Below are 21,771 nucleotides of genomic sequence, written 5' to 3' on the forward strand. Positions count from 1 at the left end.
TGGGTGAGGTCTCAAATTTTGAGTGAAACCAGTTACGGTCTGCAGGCGTGGATAGACCGCCTGAACCAATCCGAACTGCCGGCGTTGGCGGCGGTCGTGCAGGATCTTCAGCGGATTACCGAGCAAGAGCATGCGTCTGTTCAGCAGCTGGCGGACGTGCTCCTGCGCGATGCAGCCCTGACGTCGAAGGTGCTTCGGGTTGGCAATAGCAGTTACTACAACCCGTCCCAGGAAACGATCAAGACCATCTCTCGAGCCATCGTCATGATCGGCTTCGATAACGTTCGGTTGATCAGTCTTTCGGTCAGCCTGATCGACGGTTTACTGGATCGTACGCCGCGACAACAGCTGCAGGAATTGCTCGCCCGGTCCTTTCATGCGGCGGTGCAGGCACGCAACATTGCCGGCTACGTTCTGACCAAGCATGAGGAAGAGGTTTTCATCGCCGCGTTGCTGCACGAAGTGGGTGAGCTCGCGTTCTGGGGCTGCGGTGGCCAGCAGGCCGATGAGTTGGGTGATGCCTTGGCGGCCGGCACGGATCACGATCAAGCTGTCGAGCAGGTGCTTGGTACCAATTTTCGCCAGCTTAACCTCGGTCTGATCAAAAGCTGGAGTATCGGTGAGTTGGCCAGCTTCGCTCATGGGGCGGGCAATCTCCGGGATCCAGCAGTGCACTCCGTAAGCCTGGGGGTTCGCATTGGCGCAGCGGCCTTGAATGGGTGGGGCTGCCCGGAAATGGAAGGGTTGGTCAAGGAGTTGGCCGATTTCAGCGGCATCTCTGAAGCGGATGCGATGCAGCAAGTCCTTGCTAGCGCGGACGAGGCGGTGAACGTAGCGACTACTTTTGGTGCCAGTCGACTGGGCAAGCTGATACCGTCCACTGACCCGGAACAGGTTCAATTGCAGCAGGCACAGCGCGCCGCGAGCCTCTTGCAGCCTGACCTGCTACTGATGCAGCAGGCCATGCAGGACCTCGGCATGATGGCCACCAATCGGGGTGATGTCGGTTTGATACTCGATACGCTGCTCAAGGGGCTGCACCAAGGCGCAGGTCTGGAGCGCGTTATGCTCACCGTTCTTGCCGATCAGCAGCGGTCGTTCCGTGCTAAGTGTGCAGTGGGTGATCAAACTCAGTCCTGGCTTGAGCAATTCGTGTTGCCCGTTGATCCGTCAGGCCAGTCGCACATCTTCAGTTATGTACTGCGCCAGCGTCAGCCACTGTGGATGGGCATTCCGGCAAGCTATAACCTCGACGAGCTGGTGAGCTTGCCGCTTCGCCAACAGTTGGGAAAAGGCATGTTTTTTATTGCGCCATTAATGGCGGGCACGCGTGAGATCGGCGTGCTCTATGCCGACAATCGCGTATCCGGTAGAGCGCTGAAACACGAGCAGTTTGTCGCCTTTCAGCGATTTACCCAGCTGGCCGGGCGCTGTCTCGATGCACTGAGCAAGCGCAATTGAGCAGGGCCGCCTAAACCTTTGCGCGCCGAAGCTCAGCGTGGAATGTACAGCGTAAGGGTCTGGCCCGGTTTGAGCATCGCGCTGTCTCTGGGGTTCCAGGTCTTCAAGTTGTTGACTTGAACATTGAAGCGTTTGGCGATCACATAAAGCGAATCACCTTTCTTGACCTTGTAGTAGGTCGGCGCGGGTTTGGTCTGCTGGTTATTGCCGGCAGCCTGGAGAAAGAGTGCCTGTCCAACTTTGAGATTGCTGCCTGACAGGTTGTTCCAGCGCTGCAGATCACGGACCGAAACCTTCTGTGCTTTGGCGATATCCCAGAGGTTGTCACCTTGGCGCACCCGGTAGCTACGCGGTGCCGGCTGGCTTCTCGCAACCGCGTGGAGCAATTCCTGAGACTGTGCCGCGCCGGCTGATTGCGGAATGCTCAGCACTTGCCCGATCTGCAGGTGATCGCTGCGCAGGCGATTGATATCACGAATGATGTTGACTGATAGGCGATGCCGGTTGGCGATTGCGCCCAGCGTGTCACCAGGACGTACCTTGTATTGCTGCCAGTCAACCATATCCTGCGGTTTCATCAGCGCAAGGTTGGCCGCAAACATCTCGGCCTTGTCGCTTGGGACCAGCAGGTGCTGCGGGCCGTCCAGCGTAATACGCCGAGTAAACGCGGGGTTCAGCTGGTAGATCTCGTCTTCGTCCAGATCCACCATGTCGGCGACCCTGGCGAGCTCCATGCGCTGTTTTAACGCGACTACTTCAAAATAGGGCTCGTTAGCGATGGGGTTCAGATTCAGTCCATATGCATCAGGGCTTTGCACCATCTGCGAAAGCGCCAGCAGTTTTGGTACGTAATCGCGCGTTTCTCGAGGAAGGGGCAGATTCCAGTAGTCCGTCGGCAGGCCGAGCTTCTGGTTTCGCTCGATGGCGCGGCTGACGGTTCCCTCGCCGGCGTTATAGGCAGCCAGCGCAAGCAACCAGTCGTCGCTGAACAGCCCATGCAGATAGGTCAGATAGCGCAGCGCTGCGGTGGTGGACGCGGTGATGTCGCGTCTGCCGTCATACCAGCTGGTCTGTTGCAGATTAAAGTGGCGGCCTGTCGAAGGAATGAACTGCCAAAGGCCGACTGCCTGAGCTGGAGAATAAGCAAACGGGTTGTACGCGCTCTCGATAATGGGCAGCAGTGCCAGCTCGAGGGGCATGTCGCGTTCTTCGAGCTGTTCGACGATGTAATGGATGTAAGGGCTGCCTCGCTCGCTTGCCATCTCGATGGAATTCGGTCGGCTGGAAAAAAGGAGGCGCTGTTGCTCGATGCGCGGATTGCTTTCCAGATGGTCCTGTAGCTTGAATCCATGCCTGATGCGATCCCATATGTCCGCATGGGTCGGCTCGGCGGGCGCTTTCTCCGTGAGCCACAGGGTGTCCTGCACCATCGGCACTGGCCTGGTACGGACATCGCTGTCCGTCGGGGCTCGGGGGGAGGTGCTCTGGCAGCCGGTTATAGCGAGACAGATTGCTAGCGCCAGGGCCCGGCCGGAGGCTGCCAAGGCGTCCGGCTGTGGGCTGTTCGTAGAGTCAGACGGCATTGGCTGATGGGCTCCCTAGGCGCAAATTCGAGGGAGTGTAGGAATGCCGCTCCGGTGGGTCAACCCGACGCCTCGGTTTTTGGCGACTGGTCGATCTTCATTAAAAGCTGTCTTTCCACCCTCGAAGTACTGTGAACACGGCTTCCGCTGTCTCCAGTGGCCGATCGGCATGCCGACTTGCTGCGGTTACCACTCCGGGCTCCCTGCAGCGCAGGAAGGGGTTGGTGGTTTGTTCGGTACCCAAGTCGGAGGGCAGCGTGATGCGCTTTGCCTCACGCAGGCGGACGACCTGTTCGAGGCGTTCAGCGATATCAGGGTTTTCCGGTTCGACTGCCTGAGCAAACCGCAGATTGCTCAGCGTGTATTCATGGGTGCAATAGATCTTGGTAGTTGCAGGCAGTGCGGCAAGCCGTTGCAGTGATGTGAACATTTGGATGGCGGTGCCCTCGAACAGGCGGCCACAACCTGCGGCAAACAGCGTATCGCCGCTCAATAACCAGGGCGCTTGGGCGTCATCATGAAAATAGGCAATGTGACCGCTGGTATGCCCCGGAACCTCAAAAACTTCTAATTCCTGGCCGAGAATGCGGATGCGCTGCCCGTCGACCAGCGCATGATCTCTGGCCGGTATATTTTCGCTCGCTGGGCCATAGACCGTCGCGCCATATTGGGCCTTGAGCTGCTCGACGCCGCCTACATGGTCGTGGTGATGATGAGTGATCAGAATGTCAGTCAATTGCCAGCCGGGGCGAGCGTCCAGCCATTGCTGAACAGGGCTAGCCTCACCCGGGTCTACCGCTGCGCAGAGACGCCTTTGAGGATCCTGAAGCAACCAGATGTAGTTGTCGGTGAAGGCGGGCAGAGCGTCTATCTTCAACATATGCACGGGTCGCCAAGTCATTAGCAAAAGCGCATCCTAACAGCCGAACTGGAGAGTTGAACCGATAGGGCGTATTGATCGGGTCCGCCAAACCGACGAATGGAGGCTAGCCATGAGTGAGTCTTGTGCAAAGTCGGACGAACGCTGGCTGTCGCTGATGGACAATGCCAGCGCTTGGTTCGCTGGTCCGTCAGGGCGACAACTGCTTGAACACGAGCAGTTGGTGATCAATCAGCAGCTGTCGCGGTGTTTTGGCAGCTACCTGGTGCATTACGGGCCATTTGCCAATACGGCGATCGAGCCGCAGAAGATCAAACGCAGCGTTCGCCTAGGGCCGCCACTTGCAGGTGTTGAAATCATCTGCGAGGAGCAATCCTGGCCGATCGGCGAACATGCTGCTGACGTTGTTGTGCTTCAGCATGGTCTGGATTTCAGCTTGTCGCCGCATGCCCTGCTGCGTGAAGCCGCCCGCAGCGTCCGGCCGGGAGGGCATTTGCTGATCGTTGGGATCAATCCTTGGAGTGCCTGGGGTGCGACACGCTTGCTGTCACGCAAGGCGTTTCGCCACGCTCGTTGCATCCGTCCGACGCGAGTAGGTGACTGGTTGAACCTGCTTGGATTCTCGCTGGAGAAACGGCAGTTCGGATGCTATTGTCCGCCGCTTTCGTCGAGCCAATGGCGGGCGCGGTTATCCGGCCTGGAGACCGCAGCACAAAGGTCGCAGTTGCCTACGGGCGGTTTCTACCTGCTAGTGGCACGAAAGCTTATGGTAGGCCTGCGACCAGTGCGGCAAAGCCGTCGTGAGCGCATGGGGCAGCTGCTACCGATGCCCGTAGCGAAAGTCAGTCGCCGGGATGCCGAACAGTAATAGGCAAAGAATTTCTCATGAGTGACGAAACGGTCGAGATCTATACGGACGGTGCCTGCAAGGGCAATCCTGGCCCTGGTGGCTGGGGTGCGCTGCTGCTCTATAAGGGCGTGGAGCGTGAGCTCTGGGGTGGCGAGGCGGAAACCACCAACAACCGCATGGAGTTGACGGCTGCCATCCGTGCACTGGAAGAGCTGAAGCGGCCTTGCCAGGTAAAGTTGGTAACCGACTCCCAGTACGTTATGCAGGGCATCAATGACTGGATGCCCAACTGGAAGAAGCGCGGCTGGAAGACCGCCGCCAAACAACCTGTCAAAAATGCTGATCTTTGGCGGCTGTTGGATGAGCAGGTCAATCGCCATCAGGTGAGTTGGCAGTGGGTCCGTGGACATACGGGGCACCCGGGGAACGAGCACGCCGATCTCCTGGCCAATCGCGGCGTAGTACAAGCCAAACGACAACCTGCCTGAGTAATGTGAAATATGCGTAGCGTAGTACTCGATACCGAAACCACTGGTATGCCAGTAACCGATGGTCACCGGATCATCGAGATAGGCTGTGTTGAGGTCATCGGCCGGCGCCTTACCGGCCGGCATTATCACGTCTATCTGCAGCCGGATCGTGAGGTGGACGAGGGCGCCATCGCTGTTCACGGGATAACTAATGAGTTTCTGACCGATAAGCCTCGGTTCAGGGAGGTTGCCGATGAGTTCTTCGAATTCATAAAGGGCGCCCAGCTAATCATCCATAACGCAGCGTTCGACGTTGGATTCATCAATAACGAGTTTGCCCTGCTTGGTCAGCAGGATCGTACCGAGCTAAGCGATCACTGCAGCATCCTCGATACCCTGCTGATGGCCCGTGAACGGCATCCTGGACAGCGCAACAGCCTTGATGCGTTGTGTAAACGCTATGGGGTCGATAACTCGGGTCGCGATCTTCACGGCGCGCTGCTCGATGCGGAGATCCTCGCCGACGTTTACCTGACAATGACGGGTGGGCAAACCAACCTGTCCCTGGCGGGTGACGGTGCCGGCTCCGAAAGTGGCGGCCGTCAGCAGCCTACGCCTATCCGCCGGTTGCCAGCTGACCGCCCCGGTACCTTGGTGATCCGCGCCAATGCGGAAGAAGTCGCTGCGCATGCGGCACGCATGCAGGCGATCGAGAAGGCAGCGGGTGCCGCGCCACTCTGGGTTCAGTTGGAGCAACCCGTCCACAACGAGGCGGAAGCATTGCCGGTCTGAGGCGTCGACGCGCTCACGGACGCTTTGGCGCGCGGCGCAATAAATTCTAGCTTGGTGCTTGCGGGTAGAGCCTCTACGCTGGAGAGGACTCCCTCCAGGACGCCCTCATGTACAAAGACCTCAAATTCCCCATCCTCATTGTTCACCGTGACATCAAGGCCGATACGGTCGCCGGCGAGCGAGTACGAGAAATAGCAGCCGAGCTTGAGCGGGACGGCTTTCATATTCTCCCGACGGGAAGTGCTGCAGAGGGTCGAATTGTCGCGTCAACCCATCACGGGCTGGCCTGCATCCTGGTTGCTGCAGAAGGCGCTGGCGAAAACCAACGGTTATTACAGGATGTCGTGGGGCTGATACGAGTCGCACGCCGGCGTGCGCCCCAGCTGCCAATCTTTGCGCTTGGTGAGCAGATCACCATCGAGAATGCGCCAGCTGAGGCGATGGCGGACTTGAACGAGCTGCGCGGGTTGCTCTATCTATTCGAGGACACCGTCCCGTTCCTCGCCCGGCAAGTCGCTCGCGCCGCGCGGAGCTACTTGGATGGGTTGTTGCCGCCGTTTTTCCGCGCACTGGTGCAGCATACGGGGGACTCGAACTACTCGTGGCACACGCCTGGCCATGGCGGTGGTGTCGCTTTTCGCAAGAGCCCGGTCGGGCAGGCATTTCATCAGTTCTTTGGCGAAAACACGCTGCGCTCCGACCTGTCGGTGTCGGTGCCTGAGCTTGGCTCGCTGCTCGATCACACTGGTCCGTTGGCAGCGGCCGAGGCCCGGGCGGCCCGAAACTTCGGTGCAGACCACACGTTTTTCGTAATCAACGGAACCTCTACAGCAAACAAGATCGTTTGGCACTCGATGGTGGCCCGGGACGACCTGGTGCTGGTGGATCGTAACTGCCACAAGTCGATACTGCATTCGATCATCATGACCGGCGCAATTCCTCTTTATCTAACGCCCTCACGCAACGAACTCGGAATCATTGGTCCGATTCCGCTCGAGGAGTTTTCGCCGGAATCGATTCAGGCCAAGATCGATGCCAACCCACTCACCCGTGGGCGCTCGCCAAGAGTGAAGTTGGCGGTCGTGACCAACTCCACCTACGACGGCCTTTGCTACAACGCTAACCTGATCAAGCGGACCCTCAGCAATAGCGTAGATGTCTTGCATTTTGACGAGGCCTGGTACGCCTACGCCGCGTTTCACGAGTTCTACGACGGGCGCTACGGGATGGACACTCGCGAGCAGGGGCCGCTGGTATTCACCACCCATTCGACGCACAAGGTGCTCGCGGCTTTCAGTCAGGCATCCATGATTCATGTCCTCGACAGTGAGCAGCGACAGCTAGATCGTGATCGCTTCAACGAAGCCTTCATGATGCATATCTCCACTTCCCCGCAGTACGGCATCCTTGCCTCGCTCGATGTCGCCTCGGCGATGATGGAGGGTCCCGCCGGTCGCTCACTAATTCAGGAGACCTTCGATGAGGCGCTGAGCTTTCGCCGCGCATTGGCTAACCTCCGGCAGCATCTGGCGCCAGATGACTGGTGGTTCAGCATCTGGCAGCCTGCTTCGGCAGATGGGGCGGACGAACTGGTCACCAGCGACTGGCTGCTGCAGCCGGAAGCGGATTGGCACGGTTTCGGGGACGTCGCCCATGATTACGTGCTGCTCGATCCGATCAAGGTCACGCTGGTAACGCCCGGTCTGACCGCCGGTGGCAAGTTGAGCGAGCGGGGCATTCCAGCGGCAGTGGTCAGCAAGTTTCTCTGGGAACGGGGGCTGGTCGTCGAGAAAACCGGTCTCTATTCGATCCTGGTGCTGTTTTCCATGGGTATCACCAAGGGTAAATGGAGCACGTTGCTGACCGAGTTACTGGAATTCAAACGACACTACGACGACAACGTACCGTTATGCGATGCGTTGCCGACTGTGGTGCAGGCAGGCGGCAGCCAATACTTGGGGATGGGGCTGAGGGATCTATGCGACTCGCTCCATGATTGTTACCGCAAGAACGCCACCGCAAGAGCCATGAGGCGGATGTATACCGCGCTGCCTGCGTTGGCAATGAAGCCGGCCGAGGCTTACGACAAGCTGGTACGCGGCGAGGTTGAGGCGGTCTCCGTCGAGGCCTTGGAAGGGCGCATCGCCGCAGTCATGCTGGTGCCGTACCCGCCAGGGATTCCGCTGATCATGCCGGGTGAGCGCTTCACCTCCGAAACGCGCTCGATTCTCGACTATCTAGCCTTCGCTCAGCGGTTCGCCGCGCAATTTCCTGGATTCGATGCTGATGTACATGGACTGCAGCACGAGGAGCATCCTGACGGGATAGGTTATACAGTCGACTGCATCCTTGAGGAGTAGCGCATGACTCGGCCCATCCAGCCGCTATCGCAGCTTGTCAAAGAAGATCATGTGCGAGGGCGTGGGCTGCTTCACATCGTCCCGCATCGACTTTCACTCGGCTGTTGTTATAGTTGCTCGGCTGAGAGCAGTCCTCCCTGTGTGGGGCTGTCGAACCCGTTCAGGCACTGAGTGCCTCGGCTGTCGAGGATGATAGCGTGACCGACTACCAAGCCTTCCGTGTGGAGTTGAAGAACAAGATCGCCCATGTAGCGATTAACCGACCTGACAAGGTCAACGCCATGAATGCTGCATTCTGGAGCGAAATTGTCGATATCTTCCAATGGATCGATGATACGGACGACATTCGGGTCGTGGTGCTCTCGGGCGAGGGAAAGCATTTTTCAGCGGGTATTGATCTTCAACTATTGGCGCAAGCCGCGACCCAGATGGGTAGCGATGTGGGCCGCAACGCCGAACGCCTGCGTCGCCAGATTCTCAAGCTTCAGAGCTCGTTCAACGCGGTGGATAATTGCCGCAAGCCGGTCATAGCGGCCATCCAAGGCTACTGCATCGGCGGTGCGATCGATCTGATCGCTGCCTGCGATATGCGTTACAGCACGCTTGATGCGCAGTTTTCGATCAAGGAAATCGATATGGGGATGGCGGCGGATGTCGGTACGCTGCAGCGACTACCGCGAATCATCGGCGACGGCATGATGCGCGAGCTCGCATACACCGGGCGTAACGTTGACGGGCAGGAAGCGAAGGCCATCGGCCTGGTCAATCAAACTTACACCGACCAACCATCCCTTATGGGTGGGGTTTTCGCTCTGGCGGCCGATATCGCCGCGAAGTCACCAGTCGCCATTCGCGCGACCAAGGAGATGATTCGCTATATGCGCGACCACCGTGTCGATGACGGGCTCGAGTACATCGCCACCTGGAACGCAGCGATGCTTCAGTCGGCTGACCTGAAGGTGGCCATGGCGGCCCATATGAGCAAGCAGAAGCCGGATTTCGCTGACTGATGCATCATTCAAACGTTGCGCGGGAGGCGCGCTAGGCATGGTTACCGGAGCTACTTCACTCAGCCTGGTTCGCGATGAGTTGTTCGCTACCATGGAAGAAGCCGAGCAGAGCCTCGAGCATTTCATCATCGACAGAAACAATAGCGGTCTGTTGCAGCAGGCTGTCGAGAATCTCAAGCAGGTTCGCGGCACGCTGCGGCTCATCGAGTTGACCGGCGCCGAACTGCTCGCGCAGGAAATACTCCAGCTGGCGACAGACATCCCCGTAGGGGCGGGGGAAGATCGAGACAGTCAGTTGGCAGCGCTGAGTAACGCGCTGTATGTGCTTGGACGTTATCTCGAAAGCGTCGACGCCAGCCGGCAGGAAACGCCCGAACTACTGCTGCCGCCGATCAATGCTTTGCGGTTGGTTAGTGGCCAGTCGCCGTTACCCGAAAGTTTCTTCTTCAGCGTCCGCCTCGATCATGCGCGTCCGCCAATCGAGGCTGCGGTGCGCGAGCCCGCTGCGCGTGCGGCCGAGGCGCGCCGGTTGCGTCAAATGTACCAGGTGGGCTTGCTCGGCTTCATTCGTGAAGACAATGCCTCGGCCAGCCTTAAGCTTATGGCGCGTGCGCTGGGCCGGTTGGATCTGCTGTTCGCAAACTCGGCGGGTGGTCGCCTGTGTTGGCTGGGGAGCGCAGCTTTGGAGGCCCAGCTGGATGGCCAACTGTTGCCGCGCCAATCACGCAAGCAATTGTTTTCCAGGCTTGACCGAGAACTTCGGCAGCTCAGCGGTCATGATGCCTATGAACCACCGCGGGTTCTGCTCAAGGAGCTGCTGTATCTCGTTGCATTAGCCGAAAGCAATGGGCCGTTAGCAAGTCAGGTGCGGGAGACATTTTCGCTTGGTTCGTTACCCTTCACCGACCATCTTCTTGAGGATGAATCCCAGCGGTTGGCGGGCCCCGGGCAGGCTGTGATGCGCTCCCTGTCGTCGGCGATCCGTGAAGAGCTGGCGAGTCTCAAAGACTTGCTGGATCTCATCGAGCGCCAGACCGCACCGGCTGAGTCGTATCCAAACCTGCATAGTCTGCTAGGCAAACTGGCGAAGACGTTGGGGATGGTGGGCTTGTCTTCGGCATCGAGTACCTTGCATGCCCAGCTCTCGGTGGTGTCCGGCTGGAGCGTCGAACAACTGCCCGAGCCCCAGGCGCTGTTGAAATTGGCCGATGCGGTGCTCTATGTCGAGAGCATGGTGGCCAGCCTGGAGCGCGGCGAGCGCTTTGATGCGCGTCCACAGATTGCACAGCCAGGCCAAGAGGCTGAGGCATTCGCCAACCATCAGCTCACTGAAGCTTGCATCGTGGTGATCGGCGAGGCGACCGCAGGTTTGGCCTTGGCCAAGCGCGCCATCACAGCCTATCTGGAATCAAACGGGGAAAAGTTACACTTGGCCAATGTCCCTTTCAGTTTGATGGCTGTTCGTGGTGGGCTGCGTTTTCTAGAACAGGATCGCGCCGCTGAGTTGATCGGTGCCTGTGCCGACTTTATTCAGAAGCAGATGCTCGAGGGTGTGCAAATGCCACCAGAGCAAATGCTTGAGACTCTGGCCGACGCATTGACCAGCCTCGAATATTACCTCGACGGCGGAGCGATACTACGGCGCGACGAATCACGAGTCAGCGTGTTGGATCTCGCGACCGAAAGTGTGCGGGCACTGGGTCTGCCGGTGGCTGCCTGATGAGTTTACGGTGGCAGCCAGCATTGCTTGATCCGGCTATGGGCGGTGGATGGGCCGTCGTGCATTGCCAGCAGGGGTTTCTTTGTGATGCAAATGGCGTGCTGTTTCCCAGAGATTGGTTGAAACGCCTCGACCTACCGTTGCTCAGCGAGCAAGGCTTGGGTTATTTCGATGGCGACCAAGTGTTTCTAATGGAGTTGGCGCACCCGGTCGAAGTGCCCGGCGCTGGCTGGCAGGGGCTGCGTCAATTCATGATGCATGATGACGATACCGAAAGGTTTCGTATGCTCGGCTTCGCTGCGCAGATTGGCACCTGGGCGAGCCATCATCGCTTCTGCGGCAGCTGCGGCAACCCGATGCGCCAGCATGCTACGGAGCGTGCGATGCAGTGCGAGAGTTGTGGCATTCACCACTACCCTCGCATCTCGCCGAGCATGATTGTTTTGGTAACGCGAGGCGACGAGCTGCTACTGGCTCGTTCACCGCGCTTTGCCCCTGGGGTATACAGCACGCTTGCAGGGTTCGTTGAGCCCGGCGAGTCAGTCGAACAGTGCGTCAGGCGGGAAGTCCACGAGGAGGTTGGGGTGTCTATCCATGAGCCCCAGTACATCTGCAGTCAGGGATGGCCGTTTCCACACTCTTTGATGCTTGGCTTTCACGCCGAGTATGCATCGGGAGAGATCGTGATGCAGCCTGAAGAGATTGAGGATGCAAGCTGGTTTTCTATCCACGATCTGCCTGCGCTGCCTGCTCACAAATCCATCGCCCGTTACTTGATTGATCTGTATTTGGCTCGGCGCTTAGGCCGCACCGAACCAGTGCTGCCAGGCTAGCCGCAGACTCAGTACCAGCACCACCGATATAAAGATCGGTCGGATAAATTTCGATCCGCCCTGGATTGCCGTGCGCGCGCCAAGGTATGCGCCGACCATCAAGGCAAGCCCCATGCCGATGCCTAGCCCCCAGGCAACCTGCCCGCCAGCAATGAATACGGCAAGTGCAACACCGTTGCTGACGAAGTTCATGCTGCGAGCCACGCCGCTGGCTTTTAGCAAGTCGAGCGGGTAGAGCAACATGTTGCTGACGGTCCAGAACGCTCCCGTGCCGGGCCCCGCTAGGCCGTCATAAAAGCCCAGGGTAAGGCCTTGCGGCCATTGTCTATGTTGGGCTATTGGCTCATCGCCCGTTCGAGGTGTGGTTGGCACCCGCCCGAAAAGCAGATACAGCCCGCAGGCAAATACCACCAAAGGTAGGGCCTGATTGAGCCAGCGTGCCGGGATCATATGTGCCAAACCCGCGCCCAGCGCTGCCCCTATAGCAGTGGCTAAGAGCGCGGATCGCCATTGCTGTGGATGAAATAGTTTTCTGCGATAAAAAGTGAAGCTTGCCGTAGCTGAGCCAAAGGTTGCGCACAGTTTGTTGGTGCCTAGAACCAGATGCGGCGGTAAGCCGGCGGTCAGCAGAGCGGGAAGCGTCAATAGGCCACCTCCGCCGGCTATGGCATCAATAAAGCCGGCAAGAAAGGCGACGGCCATGAGGGCGACCAATACCAGTGGGTCGGTCGCAAGCTCAAAGGTCAGCATGTGAAACACTCATAGCAAAATCGGTAACGGAGATGGCGCATCATGCCGGTTGCGCTTTTGCAAAGCCAACGACAAGCGGCTCCTAATGCTGCGGCACGGGTTGGTTGAGCGAATGGCAAACAACAGAATGTCGACTCGTCTCCAGTGTTCCTTTCTGGTACTGGCTGCTCTGATTGACCGTATCGATAATGCTCCGTCGGATTTCGGTGGATTTGTGGGCAATGCAATATATAGGGCTTGCGGTGGTTGTCGCGTTACTTGCACTGCTCAGTGGCTTGGTCGCGGTGCGGCTACTTGTGGGTGGGCACTGGCTGCTGGGCTGGTTGCGTGGCACCCTCGGAATGCTGGTACTTTCGCTGGCTGGCCTAGTTGGCCTAGTCGCCTGGGACGTCACGACTTATCAGCCGTTGAATGATGGCACGCCGCTGGCTTCGCTGACCTTTCAGGCCGATGGTCATCAGCGTTATCGGGTACAAGTGCAAGAGGGGCAGAGCACTCGCTTTGTCACGCTTGAAGGCGATCTCTGGCAGCTCGACTTACGAGCACTTCATTGGAAGGGGCTGGCGGCGCTCATTGGGTTGGAGCCTGGCTATCGGCTGGAGCGCCTTTCAGGTCGCTACCTGGCCGTCGAGCAACAGGATCAGGCGCGTCGTCCCTATGTGCAGCTGGGAAACAGCCGGGCGGGGGTGGATTTCTGGGCGTGGTTGCATCGGTGCGAGTGCACTCCGCTAATGCTCGATGCGCAACTGCGCCGAGTTAGCTATCTACCGATCGCTGACAACGCCGTTTATACAGTCGAGATGACCCCTGCTGGGCTGTTGGCGAAACCGGCAAGCGTCGCAGCAGAACAGGCGATGAAGGGCTGGTAGCCAGAAAGCTCCGCAAAAAAAGGGAACCTAATGGTTCCCTTTTTTGTATAAGTCGCTTGATCAGGCGAGGTAGCCGCCGTCTACATTGAGCGACAGACCGGTGGTGTAGCTCGATGCATCGCTGGCGAGATAGAGCACAGCACCCGCCATTTCGCTGGGATCCGCAACACGGTGTAGTGGGATGTGACGTAGCGCTTCTTCGCGGATCGAGTCGTTCTTGACCAGGGCTGAGGCAAACTTGGTGTCCGTGAGGCCTGGAAGCAGCGCATTGCAGCGAATGCCTTGGGGGGCGCACTCCTTGGCGAAAGCCTTGGTCATGTTGATCACCGCTGCTTTGGTGACCGAGTAAATACCCTGGAAGTTGCCCGGCGTGACGCCATTGATCGAGGCTACGTTGATAATGCTGCCGCCCCCATGCTCACGCATCAATTTGCCGGCCTCAACGGACATGAAGAAATAGCCTCGGATATTCACATCAACCGTTTTCTGAAAGGCTGACACGTCGGTATCCAGAATATGGCAGAACTGCGGATTGGTAGCCGCGTTGTTGACCAAGATGTCCAGCCGACCGAACTGTTCGCGAATTTGAGCGAATACGGCCTGGATCTGTTCGAGTTCACCGATATGGCACGCGACGGCTGTGGCCTTGCCACCGTCGGCGTTGATCGCATCAGCAACCGCCTGGCAGCCATCAATTTTGCGGCTTGAAACAATAACGTGGGCGCCTTGCTGAGCCAGCAATTTGGCGATGGCTTCGCCAATGCCACGGCTGGCGCCGGATACGAAGGCAATCTTGCCGTCCAGGTCAAATAGGTTGGTCTTACTCATGGAGTCGGTTCCTCTTGGTGAGCTGTGTTACAGCTTCGAGTTGTTAATAACCTGCAGGCTCACTTGCTCGAGCAGGGCGTTCATTTGTACGAACTTGGCGAACCGCTTGTCCTGGGTCTGACCGTGGAAGTAGCGGTAGTAGATTTGTTGAACAATCGCCGCCAGGCGGAACAGCCCATAGGTGTAGTAATAGTCAAAGTTGTCGATGCGGATACCCGCGCGCTCGGCGTAGTAGTCGACAAATTGCTGACGAGTCAGCATGCCGGGCGCGTTGCTGGGCTGTTTGCGAATCAGCTGCATCGGCGCCGGGTCCGTCGCTTCAATCCAATAGGCAAGCGTATTGCCCAAATCCATCAGAGGATCACCCAGCGTAGTCATCTCCCAATCCAGAACGCCGATGATCTCCATGGGGTTATCCGGATTAAGGATTACATTATCGAAGCGGTAGTCGTTGTGGATGATGCCCGGTTTGTGGTGATCGGCTGGCATCTTGTCGCGCAGCCAAGCCTTAACCGGCTCCCATCCAGGCGCGTCAGCCGTGATCGCTCGCTCGTACCGATCGATCCAGCCATTTATTTGCCGCTGGACGTAACCTTCGGGCTTGCCCAGATCACCTAGGCCACAGGCGTTGTAGTCAACATTGTGCAAGTCGACGAACTTGTCGATGAAGCTCTTGCACAGCGCGGTGGTCTGCTCCGGCGTGAAACCAAGTTCGGCGGGCATGTCCTCACGGAGAATGATGCCCTTGACCCGCTCCATCACGTAAAACTCGGCCCCGATAAGCGTCTCGTCGGTGCAATAGGCGTAGGCCTTCGGGCAGTACGGAAAGCCAGCGTTGAGCTGGTTGAGGATTCGGTATTCGCGTCCCATGTCATGTGCGGACTTGGCCTTATGACCAAAGGGAGGACGGCGGAGCACGAATTCCTGCTTCGGGTATTCCAGCAGATAGGTCAGGTTGGACGCCCCCCCCGGAAACTGAGAAATACTCGGCATACCTTCCAGTCCCGGAATGTGGGATTTCAGGTACTGGTCGATGGCCTCGGTGGGCAGTTCTTCGCCGTCACGTATACGGCTGGTCTGATCAGTAAGCGCCATGCTTGTCCCTTTTCTATTATCGATGCCTTAATGGCCAGCTATGGCAGGCTTCGAGCCGCTGCGCCATTGACCATCCGACGACCCTAATCTAATGCCCGCATTGAGCATCACCAAGGGAAGTCGGCCGTTATTGGCCGGGGTGTTGCCGCGTAATCAAGGCGCCTGATGCTTGGAAAATCCTAAAAAAAGCGCATAAAAAAGCCGAAGTCGTGGGACTTCGGCTTTTTACGTTAGGGTAGATCAGGCCGGAAACAGCTCGCTCAACTTCAGCGCTAGCATCATGTCGCCTTCGGCGCGCAGCTTGCCTGCCATGAAGGCCTGCATGCCGTCGGTTTCACCACTGATGACGCCCTGCATGGTTTCGCTATCCATGATCAGCGTAACGTTGGCATCAGCCGATTCGCCCTTATGAAAGTCACAGGTGCCGTCTTTTACGACCAGGTAGTAGTTTTCGGCATCGGTGATATTGAACTGAAAAACCAGATCCAAGCCGGCCGCAGCGCTGGGGTTGAATTTGGCCTTCATGCCCTGGATGGTTTCGTCGACATTGCTCATCGGATATGACCCTTTATTGTCGTGGGGAAAAACGTGCGGCTATGGGGCCGCGGTCGGCTGGAGCTTATCGATAGGTGACGAGCTCCGGATTCTTCAGCAATTCTAGGTGTGCGTGGCTATTGAATGATGCCAAGGCGACGTCCTGATCACGAAACTTCAGGCGGCTAATTGACGTATTGACGATCTGCCAGTTCAGTTCGAACGCCTTGATAGGGGGTACGCCGACGATCAATTGCAGCAACGCTGTGATCGTACCGCCAGACGTGAACACGGCGATGTGATCTTTTTTGTTTGCCTGTTCGAGCAACCGACTCAATCCAGCCTGAACGCGGTTTACAAAACTCTGCCAGCTTTCAAGCCCCTGCTTTTCGTGATCGCCAGAAACCCATCGCTGAATGACATATTTGAACAGTCGCTGAAACTCCGCACGATGATTGGCTGCATTGCCAAAGACCTGAATGGCCCCTGGCTCAACGGCCAAGAGATCATCCATATGTGCGCGAATCACTTCGTCGGCGCGAAACTCATTGAAGGCAGCGTCAATCTGTATAGCCGGCAGTGGGCTTTCGAGAGGAGGAGTCATTCGCTGGAGCGTTGCGCGGGCGGTGTCCTGTTGTCGATTCAACTCCCCACTTACGCAGCGATCAAAGCGAATACCCATTTGATCCAGATAATCCCCTAGGGCTGCCGATTGCTGGAAGCCGACTGGAGACAGCACGTCATAGTTTTCTGCGCCAAACGACGCCTGGCCATGTCTGATCAGGTAGATACTGCCCATGCGTTGCTCCGGCACCCAGTTTTCGCGAGCGTAGGGGCATCGTAGTGGAGTGTCAACGATAAATCATACGTTCGTTTGAATCTGGTTCCGCTGGCTCAGCCGGTAATGTAATCGGTATGCTTGAGCGATTTTCGCCAACTTGGGTTCCTGCTGGCGACCGTGGTTAATTGAGGAGGGTCTGTGGAATTTCTTGCTGACTATGCAAGCTTTCTGGCGAAGACGGTGACGCTGGTAGCCGCTGTCTTGGTAGTGCTGATGGCGCTTGCTTCGCTACGTCGTGGGCGGTCCAAGCAAACGGGTGGCCATCTGGAAGTACACAAGCTCAACGATTTCTACAAATCGATGCGCGAGCGTCTCGAGCAATCAATGATTGAAAAGGATCAGCTGAAACTCCTGCGCAAACAAGAAACGAAGGCAGCCAAGCTGGCCAAGAAAAACCCAGAAGACCGTTCCCGAGTGTTTGTGCTCGATTTCGACGGTGACATCAAGGCATCGGCCGTCGAGAGCCTCCGTCACGAGATCACTGCTCTGTTGACCATGGCCACACCGAAGGATGAAGTCGTTCTACGGCTCGAAAGCGGTGGTGGTATGGTCCACGGTTATGGGCTTGCTGCTTCACAGCTGGTGCGCATCCGCGATGCCGGCGTGCCGCTAACGGTATGTGTCGACAAGGTTGCTGCGAGTGGCGGTTACATGATGGCCTGCATCGGTCAGAAGATCCTCAGCGCGCCATTTGCGATTCTCGGTTCCATCGGTGTGGTTGCGCAACTGCCTAATCTGCATCGCCTGCTCAAAAAGCATGACGTCGATGTCGAGGTGCTGACCGCCGGTGAGTACAAGCGCACCCTGACCATCTTCGGTGAAAACACTGAGAAGGGCCGGGAGAAATTTCAAGACGATCTGGAAACCACCCACGAACTGTTCAAGAACTTTGTCGCGCGGTATCGCCAGCAGCTGAGCATTGATGAGGTCTCTACGGGCGAGGTGTGGCTCGGGATCGCGGCGCTCGGCAAGCAGCTGGTTGATGAATTGCAGACTAGCGATGAATACCTGGCCTCCCGGGCCCGTGAGGCTGATCTGTTCCAGCTGCATTACGCAGAGAAGAAAAGTCTGCCCGAGCGATTCGGCATGGCTGCAAGCACGGTCCTTGAGCACGGTGTGTTGAAGGGCTGGACGCGTCTTAATGAGCAACGTTTCTGGCAATAAGGGGTTTACTAATGGCTCGCTTCAAAGCACTGCAAACCAATGAAAACGGTGGTCGTTTCGAAACAAGCCTGATCGAACGGGACACTGACGAGTTGCCAGCAGGCGAAGTACTGATTCGAGTCAGCTACTCGTCGCTCAACTACAAGGATGCCTTATCGGCGAGTGGCAATCGCGGCGTCACTCGCAACTTTCCACACACACCCGGTATCGATGCAGCAGGGAAAGTTGCCGAGTCAAGTGTGGCCGACTTTTCCGTAGGTGATGAAGTGATCGTCACCGGTTATGACCTTGGAATGAATACCGCTGGTGGTTTCGGCCAGTTCATCCGGGTTCCGGCAGCGTGGGTCATTAAGCGCCCGGTAGGGCTTTCGCTGCGTGAGGCCATGGCGCTCGGCACGGCTGGCCTGACCGCTGCACTGTGCATAGACAAACTTGAGCAAGCAGGTCTCGAGCCAACGGACGCGCCGATTCTGGTAACAGGCGCGACCGGGGGCGTCGGCAGCATTGCGATAGCCCTGTTGTCCCGCCTGGGATACAAGGTGGCTGCAGTGACGGGCAAGGCCGAACAAGGCGACTTCCTTCGCAAGCTTGGCGCGACCCAAGTCGTTGAGCGTAGCGCGTTACAGGCTGGCACCGAGAAGCCCCTGCTCAAAGAGCAATGGGCGGGGGCGGTCGATACTGTCGGTGGCGATATTCTGTTCAACGTGGTGAAGTCGCTGCAGCGCGGTGCGAGCGTGGCATGTTGCGGCTTGACCGCGGGAACGAGTTTTCAGGCTAACGTACTGCCGTTCATCTTGCGTGGGGTGAATCTACTGGGCGTCGATTCGGTTGAGATCCCTCTGGTCGTCAAAGCTTCGATGTGGGACAAGCTTTCAGTGCAGTGGAAGCTGCCTAACCTAGACGACCTGGTGCAGGAGATTTCGCTGGAACAGTTGCCTGAGGCGATCGAGCGTACCTTGGCTGGCCAGCAAACCGGAAGGATGTTGGTTCGACTCGACTGAGCGGGCAGACGCGACGCTATTAGCGTTTTGCTTGTTGAGCATAGTAAAAACCGATTTCTCCGCTGTTATCGATTGAGAGAAGCTAACGCTACTTCAACGCAGCAGGAGCCGCTCATGAAAACACTGGCAGAGAAAATAAAGGCAGCCTTCGGTAAGAACGCTACGATCGCAATTGAGCGGGTAGAGCACCCGAACTTTTGGATGTACCAGTAACGAAAAAACCCGCCAAATAGGCGGGTTTTTTACAGCGTATCGTTGGGTCTGCCTTATCTGCGGCGAAACAGCGGAAGAGGTTCGTCTGCGGCGGCCTGGTAAGTGACTGAGAAATCATTCAGACCTTCCAGCGCATCATAAGGGTCGCGATCAGGGCGCACGGCAAAGGCATCGAAGCCGCAACGGCGCATGTAGAACAGCTGATCACGCAGCACATCTCCGATGGCGCGGATTTCGCCTTTGTAACCGTAGCGATCTCGTAGCAGTCGCGCAGTCGAGTAATGACGGCCGTCGGTGAACGCGGGGAAGTTCAGTGCGATGACCTGAAAATGTTCCAGATCATCGGCAATCTCTTCCACGGCCTCGTCGGAGTCCAGCCAGATGCCGAGACCGCCGTCACGAACCTTCAGGGCGTGGGCGTGATCGAGCCATAGCTGGAACGGCACGATCAGATCGTCGCAATTGGACAAGCCATCAAGGGTCACATCCTTGGGCAGCAGGTGCCAGGTCTCGTCGATGACCTGGCCGTCCTTAATGATTCGCTGCATAGACGCGCTCCTTGAAGGGGTCGATACCGATTCGGCGGTAAGTATCGAGAAACTGTTCATCTTCTGTACGCTGCTCCACGTAGACGCCGATGACCTTTTCGATCACGTCGGGCATGACATCCTGGGCAAAGGATGGACCGAGGATCTGGCCGAGGCTCGCATTTCGCCCTGAGCTGCCGCCGAGCGAAACCTGATAAAACTCCGCGCCTTTCTTATCTACGCCGAGGATGCCGATGTGTCCCACATGGTGGTGACCGCAGGCATTCATGCAACCCGAAATGTTCAGGTCGATATCGCCGATGTCGAACAAGTAATCCATGTCATCGAAGCGGCGTTGAATGGCTTCGGCGATCGGGATCGATTTGGCATTCGCCAGGGAGCAGAAGTCGCCACCTGGGCAGCAGATGATGTCGGTCAGCAAGCCGATGTTTGGCGTGGCGACTCCTAGTTCGCGTAACTCATGCCACAGCTCGAACAGACGTGACTGCTCGACATCGGCCAGGATCATGTTCTGCTCGTGGGAGTTGCGTACTTCGCCAAAGCTGTATCTGTCCGCCAGATCGGCAATGGTATCGAGCTGCTTGTCTGTCACGTCACCTGGCGCTACGCCGGTGCTTTTCAGTGACAACGTGACCGCTGCGTAACCGGGTTTCTTGTGAGCGATAACGTTGCGCTCACGCCAGCGAGCGAAGCCTGGGTGCTCGGCATCAAGCTGGGCGAGCACAGCGCTCTGGTCTTCTAGAGATTTGTACTCCGGGTCGATGAAGAATTTGCTGACCCGCTCGACCTCGGCTTCGGTCAAAGTATTCGCGCCGTCTTTCAAATACGACCACTCGGCCTCTACACGCTCGGCAAACACATCCGGAGTTAGGGCCTTGACCAGAATCTTGATCCGCGCCTTGAACTTGTTATCACGACGACCATAGCGGTTATACACGCGCAGAATCGCATCGAGATAGGTCAACAGGTGCTGCCATGGCAGGAACTCATTGATAAAGCTGCCCACGATCGGCGTACGGCCAAGACCGCCACCCACGGATACGCGGAAGCCCAGCTCGCCTGCCTCGTTGTTGACCGCTTCGAGCCCGATGTCATGGACCTCGATGGCTGCACGGTCACTCGCAGCGCCGTTCACCGCAATCTTGAACTTGCGTGGCAGGAATGCGAACTCTGGATGGAAGGTCGACCACTGACGAATGATCTCGCACCAGGGGCGGGGGTCGACTAGCTCGTCTTTGGCCACGCCGGCGAACTGGTCGGTGGTGGTATTGCGGATGCAGTTGCCGCTGGTCTGGATGGCGTGCATCTGCACGGTTGCCAGTTCGGCGAGAATGTCAGGGACATCCTCCAGCTCTGGCCAGTTCAGCTGCACGTTGGTACGGGTACTGATGTGGGCATAGCCCTTATCGTACCGACGGGTGATGTCGGCCAGCTTGCGGATCTGAGTAGACGACAACAGCCCATAAGGCACAGCAATGCGCAGCATCGGCGCATAGCGCTGGATGTACAGACCGTTCTGCAGGCGAAGAGGCAACAATTCTGCGTCAGTCAGTTCACCGGCAAGATAGCGGCGAATCTGGTCACGGAACTGACGCACGCGATCCTCGATGATGTGTTGGTCATACTGGTCGTATACGTACATAAATGTCCTGTTTTTTCAGGCTGTCTACAGCTTCTGCGCGCACGGCCGCGCACCCGTTGATGGGAGGCCGGCACGATACCAGCTAGCGTTTATGCGCAAAAGTGATGTTTGGGAATATGTTTAGAACGAAACGCTGCTTTTCAGGCATTTCAATCGCTGGCCTTGAGCGCTCCGTATGCATGGTCTTAACTGCAATCAATGCGATCCTCAACGACAAGGTATACCGCTGTGTCAGAGCATTTGAAACGCCATGATAATGACAGCCGCGCAGATGCCGCCGCGATCTTCTTTCTGATCCTGCTCGCAGTGGCGACAGCAGTGTTCTGG

The 21,771-nt window shown here is 57.5% G+C and carries 20 protein-coding genes; 11 read left to right on the plus strand and 9 right to left on the minus strand.

Translation table 11 applies throughout. The features are described from left to right. Positions 1-18 precede the first annotated feature (18 nt). A complete protein-coding gene (locus RT21_RS00765) occupies positions 19-1,461 on the plus strand; it encodes an HDOD domain-containing protein (protein WP_234463633.1) in 1,443 nt (480 codons plus the stop codon). 32 nt (positions 1,462-1,493) lie between these two features. Here the strand turns inward: RT21_RS00765 and RT21_RS00770 are convergent, their stop codons facing one another. Next, entirely contained in the window at positions 1,494-3,044 is a 1,551-nt protein-coding gene (locus RT21_RS00770; RefSeq protein ID WP_082082080.1) for a lytic transglycosylase domain-containing protein, read from the minus strand. Positions 3,045-3,144: 100 nt separating this feature from the next. After that, a complete protein-coding gene (gene gloB, locus RT21_RS00775; protein ID WP_046161192.1) occupies positions 3,145-3,924 on the minus strand; it encodes a hydroxyacylglutathione hydrolase in 780 nt (259 codons plus the stop codon). 112 nt (positions 3,925-4,036) lie between these two features. Between gloB and RT21_RS00780 the strand changes: the two genes are divergently transcribed. The 7 genes from RT21_RS00780 (at position 4,037) to nudC (ending at position 11,959) form a co-directional block, all read left to right on the plus strand. After that, on the plus strand, positions 4,037-4,792 hold the full coding sequence (locus RT21_RS00780) for a class I SAM-dependent methyltransferase (RefSeq protein ID WP_045427619.1): 756 nt from the start codon (positions 4,037-4,039) through the stop codon (positions 4,790-4,792). A gap of 17 nt (positions 4,793-4,809) precedes the next feature. Further along, positions 4,810-5,262, plus strand: coding sequence for a ribonuclease HI (rnhA, locus tag RT21_RS00785; protein WP_046161193.1), 453 nt, complete (start codon positions 4,810-4,812; stop codon positions 5,260-5,262). 12 nt (positions 5,263-5,274) lie between these two features. Then, entirely contained in the window at positions 5,275-6,036 is a 762-nt protein-coding gene (gene dnaQ / locus RT21_RS00790) for a DNA polymerase III subunit epsilon (protein WP_046161194.1), read from the plus strand. A 107-nt stretch (positions 6,037-6,143) separates the two neighbouring features. After that, positions 6,144-8,396 carry an arginine/lysine/ornithine decarboxylase gene (locus RT21_RS00795; protein WP_046161195.1) on the plus strand — a complete coding sequence of 751 codons (2,253 nt, stop codon included), beginning with the start codon at positions 6,144-6,146 and terminating at the stop codon, positions 8,394-8,396. A 197-nt stretch (positions 8,397-8,593) separates the two neighbouring features. Next, positions 8,594-9,406 (plus strand): crotonase/enoyl-CoA hydratase family protein, encoded by an 813-nt coding sequence (locus RT21_RS00800; RefSeq protein WP_046161196.1) that lies wholly within the window; start codon positions 8,594-8,596, stop codon positions 9,404-9,406. A 37-nt stretch (positions 9,407-9,443) separates the two neighbouring features. Next, complete coding sequence (locus RT21_RS00805; RefSeq protein ID WP_046161197.1) at positions 9,444-11,126, plus strand: FimL-related protein; 1,683 nt, start codon at positions 9,444-9,446, stop codon at positions 11,124-11,126. Beyond that, a complete protein-coding gene (nudC, locus tag RT21_RS00810) occupies positions 11,126-11,959 on the plus strand; it encodes an NAD(+) diphosphatase (RefSeq protein WP_046161198.1) in 834 nt (277 codons plus the stop codon). Before RT21_RS00805 ends, nudC begins: the two co-directional genes overlap by 1 nt. On the opposite strand, the gene RT21_RS00815 is transcribed toward nudC, so the two are convergent. Beyond that, positions 11,927-12,709: a TSUP family transporter gene (locus RT21_RS00815; protein ID WP_046161199.1), complete on the minus strand. Its 783-nt coding sequence runs from the start codon at positions 12,707-12,709 to the stop codon at positions 11,927-11,929. The two genes, nudC and RT21_RS00815, sit on opposite strands and share 33 nt — an antisense overlap. A gap of 221 nt (positions 12,710-12,930) precedes the next feature. On the opposite strand from RT21_RS00815, the gene RT21_RS00820 reads away from it, so the two are divergent. Next, positions 12,931-13,578: a hypothetical protein gene (locus RT21_RS00820; protein WP_045427596.1), complete on the plus strand. Its 648-nt coding sequence runs from the start codon at positions 12,931-12,933 to the stop codon at positions 13,576-13,578. Positions 13,579-13,638: 60 nt separating this feature from the next. Here the strand turns inward: RT21_RS00820 and RT21_RS00825 are convergent, their stop codons facing one another. From RT21_RS00825 to RT21_RS00840, 4 genes are all read right to left on the minus strand, one after another. Then, complete coding sequence (locus RT21_RS00825) at positions 13,639-14,406, minus strand: SDR family oxidoreductase (RefSeq protein ID WP_045427593.1); 768 nt, start codon at positions 14,404-14,406, stop codon at positions 13,639-13,641. A 27-nt stretch (positions 14,407-14,433) separates the two neighbouring features. Further along, positions 14,434-15,501 (minus strand): phosphotransferase family protein, encoded by a 1,068-nt coding sequence (locus tag RT21_RS00830; protein WP_045427590.1) that lies wholly within the window; start codon positions 15,499-15,501, stop codon positions 14,434-14,436. Positions 15,502-15,741: 240 nt separating this feature from the next. Further along, a complete protein-coding gene (locus RT21_RS00835; protein WP_045427587.1) occupies positions 15,742-16,056 on the minus strand; it encodes an SCP2 sterol-binding domain-containing protein in 315 nt (104 codons plus the stop codon). A gap of 64 nt (positions 16,057-16,120) precedes the next feature. Further along, entirely contained in the window at positions 16,121-16,834 is a 714-nt protein-coding gene (locus tag RT21_RS00840; RefSeq protein WP_046161200.1) for a histidine phosphatase family protein, read from the minus strand. 180 nt (positions 16,835-17,014) lie between these two features. On the opposite strand from RT21_RS00840, the gene sohB reads away from it, so the two are divergent. Further along, positions 17,015-18,040, plus strand: a complete 1,026-nt coding sequence (gene sohB, locus RT21_RS00845) for a protease SohB (protein ID WP_046161201.1) — start codon at positions 17,015-17,017, stop codon at positions 18,038-18,040. Between the two features lie 11 nt (positions 18,041-18,051). Continuing rightward, complete coding sequence (locus RT21_RS00850) at positions 18,052-19,041, plus strand: YhdH/YhfP family quinone oxidoreductase (RefSeq protein WP_046161202.1); 990 nt, start codon at positions 18,052-18,054, stop codon at positions 19,039-19,041. Positions 19,042-19,307: 266 nt separating this feature from the next. Here RT21_RS00850 and RT21_RS00855 read toward each other — a convergent pair whose 3' ends face one another. Together RT21_RS00855 and RT21_RS00860 are read right to left on the minus strand one after the other, a co-directional pair. After that, on the minus strand, positions 19,308-19,802 hold the full coding sequence (locus tag RT21_RS00855; protein WP_045427578.1) for a DUF934 domain-containing protein: 495 nt from the start codon (positions 19,800-19,802) through the stop codon (positions 19,308-19,310). Continuing rightward, a complete protein-coding gene (locus RT21_RS00860) occupies positions 19,786-21,444 on the minus strand; it encodes a nitrite/sulfite reductase (RefSeq protein ID WP_046161203.1) in 1,659 nt (552 codons plus the stop codon). The genes RT21_RS00855 and RT21_RS00860 overlap by 17 nt, the downstream gene beginning before the upstream one ends. Positions 21,445-21,771: the final 327 nt, after the last annotated feature.

Source organism: Pseudomonas sp. 10B238 (assembly GCF_000970615.1).
Classification (GTDB): domain Bacteria; phylum Pseudomonadota; class Gammaproteobacteria; order Pseudomonadales; family Pseudomonadaceae; genus Stutzerimonas.

What these genes read in the sequence shown, in the direction of transcription:
- RT21_RS00770 (WP_082082080.1), bottom strand. Translation starts at nt 3,044, where the DNA reads ATGCCGTCTGACTCTACGAACAGCCCACAGCCGGACGCCTTGGCAGCC.
- gloB (WP_046161192.1), bottom strand. Translation starts at nt 3,924, where the DNA reads ATGTTGAAGATAGACGCTCTGCCCGCCTTCACCGACAACTACATCTGG.
- RT21_RS00780 (WP_045427619.1), top strand. Translation starts at nt 4,037, where the DNA reads ATGAGTGAGTCTTGTGCAAAGTCGGACGAACGCTGGCTGTCGCTGATG.
- rnhA (WP_046161193.1), top strand. Translation starts at nt 4,810, where the DNA reads ATGAGTGACGAAACGGTCGAGATCTATACGGACGGTGCCTGCAAGGGC.
- dnaQ (WP_046161194.1), top strand. Translation starts at nt 5,275, where the DNA reads ATGCGTAGCGTAGTACTCGATACCGAAACCACTGGTATGCCAGTAACC.
- RT21_RS00795 (WP_046161195.1), top strand. Translation starts at nt 6,144, where the DNA reads ATGTACAAAGACCTCAAATTCCCCATCCTCATTGTTCACCGTGACATC.
- RT21_RS00805 (WP_046161197.1), top strand. Translation starts at nt 9,444, where the DNA reads ATGGTTACCGGAGCTACTTCACTCAGCCTGGTTCGCGATGAGTTGTTC.
- nudC (WP_046161198.1), top strand. Translation starts at nt 11,126, where the DNA reads ATGAGTTTACGGTGGCAGCCAGCATTGCTTGATCCGGCTATGGGCGGT.
- RT21_RS00815 (WP_046161199.1), bottom strand. Translation starts at nt 12,709, where the DNA reads ATGCTGACCTTTGAGCTTGCGACCGACCCACTGGTATTGGTCGCCCTC.
- RT21_RS00820 (WP_045427596.1), top strand. Translation starts at nt 12,931, where the DNA reads ATGCAATATATAGGGCTTGCGGTGGTTGTCGCGTTACTTGCACTGCTC.
- RT21_RS00825 (WP_045427593.1), bottom strand. Translation starts at nt 14,406, where the DNA reads ATGAGTAAGACCAACCTATTTGACCTGGACGGCAAGATTGCCTTCGTA.
- RT21_RS00830 (WP_045427590.1), bottom strand. Translation starts at nt 15,501, where the DNA reads ATGGCGCTTACTGATCAGACCAGCCGTATACGTGACGGCGAAGAACTG.
- RT21_RS00835 (WP_045427587.1), bottom strand. Translation starts at nt 16,056, where the DNA reads ATGAGCAATGTCGACGAAACCATCCAGGGCATGAAGGCCAAATTCAAC.
- RT21_RS00840 (WP_046161200.1), bottom strand. Translation starts at nt 16,834, where the DNA reads ATGGGCAGTATCTACCTGATCAGACATGGCCAGGCGTCGTTTGGCGCA.
- RT21_RS00850 (WP_046161202.1), top strand. Translation starts at nt 18,052, where the DNA reads ATGGCTCGCTTCAAAGCACTGCAAACCAATGAAAACGGTGGTCGTTTC.
- RT21_RS00855 (WP_045427578.1), bottom strand. Translation starts at nt 19,802, where the DNA reads ATGCAGCGAATCATTAAGGACGGCCAGGTCATCGACGAGACCTGGCAC.
- RT21_RS00860 (WP_046161203.1), bottom strand. Translation starts at nt 21,444, where the DNA reads ATGTACGTATACGACCAGTATGACCAACACATCATCGAGGATCGCGTG.